Here is an 8,840-nt window from a genome sequence, read left to right as displayed (position 1 = left end):
CCGCACCCCATAGTGAACAATCCCTGCAACGAAGACGAGGTAGAACAGGACAGCCCCTACAGGATGCGGGCTGGCGGCGAGGAGGTGTCCGATCTGGCTTTCATATTGCCGCTGTGCCACAGTGACGATCCATGCGACATCAATGACCGCGAAGATCAGTGCAGCCAGGGCGTAGGACAGAAGCCAGCGTTTCATGCCGCGGCTCATCCCTGGCGCCGGGTGTCAGCGTAAAGGCTGTCCACGATGTGCCGTGCGCGTTCGGTAAAGGCACCGCGTTTGAGCTTCATGGTGGGTGTCACGATCCCGTTGGCCTCCGTGAGGTCCGTCAGGAGCAGGACGAACCGCCTGACCTGCTCCGAACGGGCAATTTTCGCGTTGGCGTCACTGACGGCCTGACCAATGAGCGCAAGAAGCCGCACGTCATCAATTTGGACAGCACCGCCGTCGTCCGGGATCCGCAGCCCTTTGAGGTCCGCGATGCCCTCACGTTCCGCCCACGCGGCCAAGGACTCGGGATCCAGCAGCACCAGCCCACCGAGATACGGCTTGCCCTCCCCGACCATCACGGCATGGGCCACCAAGGGATCCCCTTCAACGTAGCCTTCCCAAATGGCCGGGGAGATGGTTTTCCCGCCGGCGGTGACAATCACATCCTTGATCCGGCCCTTCAGCGTGAGCCGGCCCAGGTGATCCAATTCGCCCAGATCGCCGGTCCGGAAATAGCCGTCCACAAAGGCTTCTGCGTCGTCCGACTCCCTCCGATAGCCGGCAAAGACGCCCACTCCGCGCGCCAGCACCTCCCCCTCGTCCGAAAGACGCACGGTGGTTCCGGGCATGGGGACACCCACGGACCCGGAATTGATGGATCCGGGGAGGTTGCCCGTCAGCGGGGCTGTGGTTTCGGTGAGGCCATAGCCTTCAATGACGGGAAGTCCCAGTCCGCGGAAAAAGAGGGACAGATCGGCGTCCAGCGCCCCCGCGCCGGACAGGAGATAATCGAGCCGCCCGCCCACCAATTTCCGCAACCGGGCATAGAAAAGGCGGTCAAACAGAGCCCGCCGCAGGCGAAGGCCGGCCGGGGCACGCAGGTGGGGATCGGCGTCGTGCGCTTCAGCAAACCGTCCCCACTCCACGGCGGTGCGTTGCGCCGCAGCCCAAACGCGTCCCAGCCGTTTCTGCGTTGCGGCGGCAGCGGCGGATGCCTGGATTTTCTGCAGCACGCGCGGAACCACCACCAGGAACGTGGGCTTCAGGGCACCCAACGCAGGGACGACGTCGCGGGGATCAGACAAGTGGGCAATACGCATGCCGTTGGCCAGGCAGATCAGCTGGAGGCCACGGGCCAGGACGTGCGCCATGGGCAGGAAAATGATGGTGTTTCCACCCTCGCGGACCACCTCGGTGTAGGCGCCGGCAACATTGAGCACCTGGCCCACAAAGTTGCCGTGGGTGATCAGGGCACCCTTGGGAGCAGCTGTGGTGCCGGAGGTGTAGACAATGGTGGCTACGGAGTCCAGGTCAGCCAGAAGACGCCGCTCCTCCACAGTGCTCTCCGGCATTCCGACGCCGCGTGCCACCAGGTCCGTCAGGTCCGCGCCGGGCCTGGCATCGATGGTCCAGATCCCCAGCGGCTGGATTCCTGCATGGTTGAACCCTTGCTCCAGCAAAGCGGCGTGAACCGCGCTGCCGGCTACGGCGAGCCGGACATCGGCATCGGCAAGGATCGCCGTCACTTGCGGTGCCGCTGAGGTTTCGTAGACGGGAACCACGACGGCGCCGGCGAACCAGGCGGCCATATCGGCCAGAGCCCACTCGTACCGGGTTGGGGACATGATGGCCAGGGACTCCCCCGGCTGGATGCCTGCGGCGATGAACCCCTTGGCCAGCGCCCGGACTTCGTCAACGAACTGTTCGGTGGTGACCTGCCGCCATGGCTCCGTAACGGCCGCATCTGCAGCGCGGACCTCGAAAGCGACGTGCCCTGGGTTTGTCCGGAGTCGCTGCATCAGCAGTTCGGTGGCATTGCGGTGGTTGGCGAGATCGATCAGCGGCGGCGAGGTGAATTCTCTCACCGGGCATCCTCTGCCGAGAGCGACTGCAGGTGGTCCTGCATGAGGTCCAGGACGGCGTCCAGAAAATCCCCGACGACGACCTGGTGGTCAGCGGGCAATCCGTCCAGGTGGGCATTGGCAGCAGAGAGGAGCGGCCGCATCAGGTCCTTGATCCGACGGGATGCCGTGGTGGTGACGTTGACATGGACTTGACGCCGGTCCTCGGTGCTGCGGAGGCGCTCCACATAGCCGTGCGCTTCCAGGCGACTGACCAGCGCGGTGGTGGTGGCGGCGGTGGCACCCAGATCAGAGGCGAGGACGCCCACTGTGACAGGACCCGAATCAGCCAGGACAGTGAGGGCGCGGTAGTCGGTGAGATTGAGTCCCAGTGCCTGGGCTACTTTGCGCTCGGTCTCGTTAGCGAGGCCGAACAGGCCTTGCAACGTCCGGGAAACCGGATGCCCGGAGTCACCGGTAGCCTTCTGATGGTTTTGCATGGTTATATAGTAATCAAATTAGTTTGAACATCAAACAGGCTAGGTATCGGCGGCTGCAAAGTCCGGCGCGTGCAGCCACCGAGAAAGGAAACACCCTCGTGAAGGAATCAGACCGGAAAGGTCTCATCGCCCTTCCCGTGGTGGTACTGCTGGGGGCGCTCGTCGCCGCGGCCGGAAGCCACCATGGGGCAAGCCTCGCCGGAGTTCCGCTGTTCGCGGCAGCAGTCGCCGGCGCGTTCATCATCCAGTGGCTGGTGTTCATTCCCTCGTTCAAGGCACAAACGGAAAATTACTTCGACCTCACCGGCTCCCTGACCTATGTGGCCATTACCGTGCTGCTGGTGATCGCGACGCCGGGGATCGATGTCCGCTCGCTCCTCCTCGCAGCCATGGTGGCCGCATGGGCGCTCCGGCTGGGCACGTTCTTGTCCCGCCGGATCCACAAGGCAGGCAAGGACGACCGCTTCGACGACATCAAGCCCTCGCTGGTCCGTTTCCTCAACGTCTGGACCATCCAAGGACTCTGGGTGGTATTCACGGCAGCTGCAGCCTGGGTGGCCATCACCAGCACCAACCGGGTAGCCCTGGACTGGCTGGCGGTCCTCGGATTCGTGTTGTGGGCGGCCGGATTCGTCATCGAGATCGTGGCCGACAAGCAGAAGAGCCGGTTCAAGGCCGATCCCGCCAACAAGGGACGGTTCATTTCCACTGGACTGTGGGCCAAGTCCAGGCACCCCAACTACTTCGGGGAGATCCTCCTGTGGACCGGGGTGGCCATCATCGCCATCCCGGTGCTCCAGGGCTGGCAGTGGGTTGCTTTGATTTCCCCGGTGTTCGTGACCCTCCTGCTCACCAAGGTCAGCGGCATCCCCCTGCTGGAGAAGAAGGCTGACAAGACCTGGGGCGGGGAGGCCGGGTACGAGGAGTACAAGGAGAGCACTCCCGTCTTGATCCCCAAGTTCAGCTAGACCGCACAGCAGGCCCCACAACGCGACCTCCCTGCGTTGCGAGGCCCCGTATGCGCGCTTCACACCCAAGTTAGGCCGCACAGCAGGCCCCACAACGCGATCTCCCTGCGTTGCGAGGCCCGGTATGCGCGCCTCACACCACACTTAGACCGCACAGCAGGCCCCACAACGCGACCTCCCTGCGTTGCGAGGCCCGGTATGCGCGCTTCACACCCCACTTAGGCCGCACAGCGGGCCCCACAACGCGAAGCCCCCTAACGCAAACGGCGCGTGCCCTCCGGAAGGAGGCACGCGCCGTCGTACGTTTGAAATGCTGGAACCAGGGGCGGCTTAGCTGAAGAGCTCGCTCTTGGGTTCGTTGTTCTTGACCTTCTGCCAGCCGAGCCAGAGGACCAGCGCGAAGAACGGGATGGTGGCGAGTGTCCAGAGACCCAGCAGGAAGACCTCGCCGGTTTCCTTGTTGGTCATGGAGTCGAAGCCAATCAGCACTGTGATGGCCAGCAAAGCGATGAGCCCAAGCCAGCTGGTCCACGGAGAACCGGGCATCGGCAGGCTGGAAACCTTGCCGCGCTTCTTGCGAAGGGCGATCTGGCTGGCGAAGATTGAGCCCCACGTGAAGATCACACCGATGGAGGCCGTGTTCAGCGCGAGGTCGAACGCGTAGGAGCCGCCCAGCCAAATGTTGAGCAGGATGCCTACGAGGTAGACGCCACCGATCGCGAGAATTGCGGCGTACGGCACGTGGCGGGTGGACATCTTGGTGAGCCACTGCGGTGCGTGGCCGTTGTTGGCCATGGTGCGGAAGATACGGCCGATCGAGTACAGGCCGGAGTTGCAGGAAGACAACGCGGCGGTGATGACGATCATGTTCATGACATCACCCATCCAGCCCAGGCCCATCTGGCCGAACACGGTAACGAACGGAGAAGTGCCGGCAACGTACTGATCCGAGGGCAGCAGCATCGCCAGCAGCGTCACCGAACCGACGTAGAAAACAACAATGCGGACCACGACGGCGCGGATCGCCTTGGGAACTTCGCGTTCCGGGTTTTCCATCTCACCTGCGGTAATGCCAACGAGCTCGATGGCGTTGTATGCGAAGATCACGGCGTTGAGGACCAGGATCATCACCAGGCCACCCTTGGGGAACATGCCGCCGTCTTCGTGGAAGAGGTTGGCCACGGACGCATTGCCGTCACCGACCTTGGCGTTGGTGACCACCATGAAGGTGCCGACGGCCAGGAAGATCACGATGGCCGCGACCTTAAGGCAGGAAGCCCAAAATTCGAACTCGCCGAACGCCTTGACGCTGAACAGGTTCACGGCCACCAGCAGCACCAGCGCGGCGATGGCGGACAGTTCAATGGGCACATTCGGGAAGAAGAACTGGAAGTACAAGCCGATTGCGATGAGCTCGGCAATGCCTGTCATGGCCCAGTTGATGAAGTACATCCAGCCGGAAAGGAAGGCACCCTTCTTGCCGAACATTTCGCCGGCGTAGCTCACGAAGGAGCCGGACGTCTGGCGGTACATGATGAGTTCACCGAGCGCGCGCATCAGCAGGTAGGCGATGACGCCGGCAATGGCGTAGGAGAAGATCAGGGCCGGGCCGGTGGAGGCCAGGCGGCCGCCGGCACCCATGAAGAGGCCGACGCCGATGGCGCCGCCCATGGCGATCATGGTCACGTGGCGGCGACTCAGGGTCTTCTGGTATCCCTCGGCACTGAGGGTTGAGCCCGAGGCGGCGGATGAGGCCTTGGAGCTCTGGAGATCTGTGGGAGTACTTTGCGGCACAGCTGTTCCTTGTGGGTTGGGGTGTTGCTGTAGGTGTCACGCCCATGCCGGAACACGGGCGTCTTTGGCACACATAATTCGAGCTTTTCCTGCTTTGAGGAGCCGAAGTGTGACAAAGAACGCAGAACGCCGAAGCTTCGCGCAACCCGTCTATCTTACGGGATTAACCCGAATGCCCGTGACGCAGGCAACAAGGGGCTGTGGACAACTGCTGCCGGGGACCCCGGATACATCGACGATCTGTCAGCTCCCGTGATGTGGTCGGCCAGCACGGCGGCCTGATCCCACAAGGGAGCCAGGTGCCCATACACCTCACCCCGGTGCTGGGCGCACTCCCCCACGGCGTAGATCCCGTCCTCGTCCATCACCCGCAGATGGTCATCCACCACGATCCCGCGCTCCACCGCCAAACCGCTGACGACGGCGACATCCACGTTGGGTCTGTTGCCTGCGGTGATCACCACCATGTCGCAGTCGAGGTCGGGTTGATCGCGCAGGCTGACGCCGCTGATGTGGTCCGACCCCAAGATGGCAGTGGGCCGGTTTCCGGCGTGCAGGTGGACCTCCAAGCCGCAGGCCCGCAAACCCCGGGCCGCCTCCACCCCCCGCAACTCACCGCCCAGCACCACAACCTTGCCCTGCTGACCCCTGCGCTGCCCGAGCCCGGCGAACTGCATCATCCTGCGGGTATCGTCCATGGTCCGGAACGTGAAGACGCCGCGGCGGAGAGTCCCGCTGGGTGTGAAAAGCCCCTCCATGGGCGGCAGGTAAGGCCGACTCCCGGTTGCGATGATCACGTGGTGGTACTGGACAACGCGGCCATCGGCGGCAAAAACGTGCCGGCTGAACTTGTCGATCCGATCCACCCGGACCCCGGCGTGCAGGGTGATGTTGTTCTCCTGGTACCACGGCAGGGAATTGAGAATGATCCCGGCTTCGCTTGCCTCCCCGGCCAGGACCTGGCCGAGCATCATCCGGTTGTAATTTCCGTATGGCTCGTCGCCGAACACGGTGATGTCGAAGAGATCACCGCCGCCCCTGGCCAGGATTTCCTCCAACGCCCGGGCACCGGCCATGCCGTTGCCGATCACCACCAACTGTTTCTTCATCAGTGCTCCACCATGCCGAGGTCCACCACCACCGAACCCCGTACGCCCGCAGGGGCCACGATGAACAACTCGATCACCGAGCCGCCTTCCGTGTCCTCCACCACCCTGAGGGGCACGTGGACATCGCCCTTGGCACCGATCGGGAAATAGCGCAGCGGGATGCGGTCGCGCATCAGCACCACGGTAACAAGCTCCGGGCTTGAATTGCCGCCACGGAAGTACAGTGTCTGGTTGACCACGCCGTCCGGGACAAAGTGGGAGAGCTCGGCGTGGATGGGAACCGGTTTATCCAGCCCACTGCCTTCAAAGTGGTAGATGCCCTGCAGGAAGAGATTCTGGATGATCACGGGACAAGTCCTTTGGGCCGGTTCCCTTCCCATGGTGCTCTGCCGTTGTTTCAGGATGCTCGATCCCGTGTTTCCGCCCGCAATACTGGGGGTAACGATCGCTTTGCGAACAGCTCACCGGCGGTGAACCACCTGCTGGCCAAGGCACTGCGGACTACAGCAATTCGCCGCCCTGCATCCCGTAGCGGAACCATGAACCTGCCGAAGCGCCCCGGCCGGAGGCGGCGGCACGGCCACCGCCCTCAACCCGAGCACAGTGATCGAACCACTCTCCCAAGGCGCGGTCATGGCTCACGATCACCAAGGTCCCGGCAAACGAGGCCAGCGCTGACTCCAGTTGTTCCACCAATACCGGTGCCAGATGGTTGGTGGGCTCATCAACGATCATGGTTTGGTACCCGCCCAGAAGCAGCCGCGCCAAGGCCAGCCGGCGTTGCTGTCCGGCGGATAAGCCGCCAACAGGCACGTGGAATTCGGCAGGGCGGAATAGTCCCAGCCGGAGCAAGCCCTCCGCGTGTTCATCAATGTTTCCGCCCAGTCCCGCAGCGAACGCAGGAAGCAACCGGAGCGACGGGCGGGCCAGTACCTCCAATTCCTGCTGCAGGTAGCCCACCGTCCCGTTAACGTATACGGAGCCGGTAGCGGGCTCCAGGTTCCCCGTCAGCACTGACAACAGCGTGGATTTTCCTGCGCCGTTGGGCCCGGTGATGAGCACTTTTTGGCCGGTTTCCACTGTTAGGTCCGTGGGTTGCAGCCGCCCCGGGACGCTGACGCTGCGGGCTTCCAGCGCGTGCTCGGACACCGCATCAGTCACTGAGCCCAACGGTGCCGCCAGCTTCAGCGGCACGGGCGGCCGGTCCACCGGGTTTTCCTCGAGTCTCCGGAGCCGTTCCTGGGCGTTGCGGACTTTACTGGAGACCGCGCTCTGCAAGGTGCCTGCTTTGAACCCGAAAGCCATCTTGTCGTTGTCGTGTTTGCGTCCGTAGCCCATGCGGTCACCCACAGTGGCGGCCTGGAGGCGTTCGGCGGCCATGGCATCGAGCCATTCGTCATACTGCTGGATCCACCGTGCACGTTCCGCCGCCTTCTCGCGGAGGTAGCCTTCATAACCATTTCCGTAGCGGTTCACGGACCGGCGATCGGCGTCCACTTCGATGATGGTGGTGGCTACTTTCCGCAGCAGGACACGATCATGCGAGACCACCACCACGGTGCCCCGGTGCGCGGCCAGCCGCGATTCAAGCCACGCGGTTCCGTTCGCGTCCAGATGGTTGGTGGGCTCGTCCAGGAGCAACGCTTCGGCGGGATCGGCCAGCAAGCAGGCGAGCGCCACCCGTTCCTGCTCGCCACCGGACAAAGATCCAAGCGTTCGACGCCGGTCCAAGCCGCCCAGCCCCAGCTTGTCCAACGCGGCTTCCACCCGGGATTTGGCCGCGTAGCCCTCGCGGAGCTGGTACTCCGTCTGCAGGCTTCCGTAGAGCTCAAGTTCGTCATTGCCGGCATCGGCGAGGCCTGACTCGAGGTCGAGGATTTGGGCTTCAAGGGCACGCAGCGATGCCAGGGAAGAATCGATGGCATCCCCTACCGTCACGGACTCGGAGAAGCCGTGGGTCTGGGCGAGGTAACCCACGCGATACCCGGGGTTGCCGCTCAGGCCGGCGGCGCCGTCGTCGGGCGTTTCCACCCCTGAGAGCAGCCGCAGCAGCGTGGACTTCCCTGCGCCGTTTTCACCGACGATTGCTACGTGTTCGCCGTGGTGGATGACGAGGTCAACGTTGTTCAGAAGTTCGCGGTCCCCATAGCCGTGGGAAACGCCGGAAAGGTAAAGGTGGTCAGTCAAGAGGGATCCTCGCTAGTCCGCAGTGGGTGGCTTAAAGCCGTGTGGGTACTGGGGATGCAGCCACAGATGTGGGGCTGCGCTCAAGACTTCATCGCTCCAGCCTGCCCCGAGAAGGCGGCCTCGTCAAGCCGAACCGCAGGAGCTGACCACTGCTTCAGGACTTTCCTTGATTTGACACCATCATGGCGTCACAATGGTGTCATGCAGCTCAACCAGTACGTGACCGCAGTCCAG

At 63.4% G+C, this 8,840-nt stretch carries 8 protein-coding genes; 1 reads left to right on the top strand and 7 read right to left on the bottom strand.

The window, feature by feature from the left end; genetic code table 11:
* The 3 genes from HP499_RS16520 to HP499_RS16510 all read right to left on the bottom strand — a co-directional run.
* Nucleotides 1–195, bottom strand: a 195-nt coding sequence (locus HP499_RS16520) for a DUF2177 family protein (protein WP_253951641.1), incomplete at its 3' end; no start/stop codon positions are given.
* 8 nt (nt 196–203) lie between these two features.
* The gene (locus HP499_RS16515; protein WP_172325308.1) at nt 204–2,072 is read right to left on the bottom strand and encodes a long-chain fatty acid--CoA ligase; all 1,869 of its coding nucleotides are present in this window, start codon (nt 2,070–2,072) and stop codon (nt 204–206) included.
* Nucleotides 2,069–2,548, bottom strand: a complete 480-nt coding sequence (locus HP499_RS16510; RefSeq protein WP_172325307.1) for a MarR family winged helix-turn-helix transcriptional regulator — start codon at nt 2,546–2,548, stop codon at nt 2,069–2,071. The genes HP499_RS16515 and HP499_RS16510 overlap by 4 nt, the downstream gene beginning before the upstream one ends.
* Nucleotides 2,549–2,646: 98 nt before the next feature.
* Here HP499_RS16510 and HP499_RS16505 point away from each other — a divergent pair, with 98 nt between their 5' ends.
* Nucleotides 2,647–3,516 carry a DUF1295 domain-containing protein gene (locus tag HP499_RS16505; protein ID WP_172325306.1) on the top strand — a complete coding sequence of 290 codons (870 nt, stop codon included), beginning with the start codon at nt 2,647–2,649 and terminating at the stop codon, nt 3,514–3,516.
* 330 nt (nt 3,517–3,846) lie between these two features.
* Here HP499_RS16505 and HP499_RS16500 read toward each other — a convergent pair whose 3' ends face one another.
* From HP499_RS16500 to HP499_RS16485, 4 genes are all read right to left on the bottom strand, one after another.
* A complete protein-coding gene (locus HP499_RS16500) occupies nt 3,847–5,310 on the bottom strand; it encodes an amino acid permease (protein ID WP_172325305.1) in 1,464 nt (487 codons plus the stop codon).
* Between the two features lie 155 nt (nt 5,311–5,465).
* Entirely contained in the window at nt 5,466–6,419 is a 954-nt protein-coding gene (locus HP499_RS16495; protein WP_172325304.1) for an NAD(P)/FAD-dependent oxidoreductase, read from the bottom strand.
* Complete coding sequence (locus HP499_RS16490; RefSeq protein ID WP_172325303.1) at nt 6,419–6,766, bottom strand: molybdopterin oxidoreductase; 348 nt, start codon at nt 6,764–6,766, stop codon at nt 6,419–6,421. Before HP499_RS16490 ends, HP499_RS16495 begins: the two co-directional genes overlap by 1 nt.
* Before the next feature lie 154 nt (nt 6,767–6,920).
* The gene (locus tag HP499_RS16485; RefSeq protein ID WP_172325302.1) at nt 6,921–8,606 is read right to left on the bottom strand and encodes an ABC-F family ATP-binding cassette domain-containing protein; all 1,686 of its coding nucleotides are present in this window, start codon (nt 8,604–8,606) and stop codon (nt 6,921–6,923) included.
* Between the last annotated feature and the right edge of the window lie 234 nt (nt 8,607–8,840).

Source organism: Paenarthrobacter sp. CM16 (genome assembly GCF_013179505.1).
Classification (GTDB): Bacteria; Actinomycetota; Actinomycetes; order Actinomycetales; family Micrococcaceae; genus Arthrobacter.
Note: the sequence above shows the minus strand (reverse complement) of the source record. Positions and strands in the feature narration are given on the sequence as shown.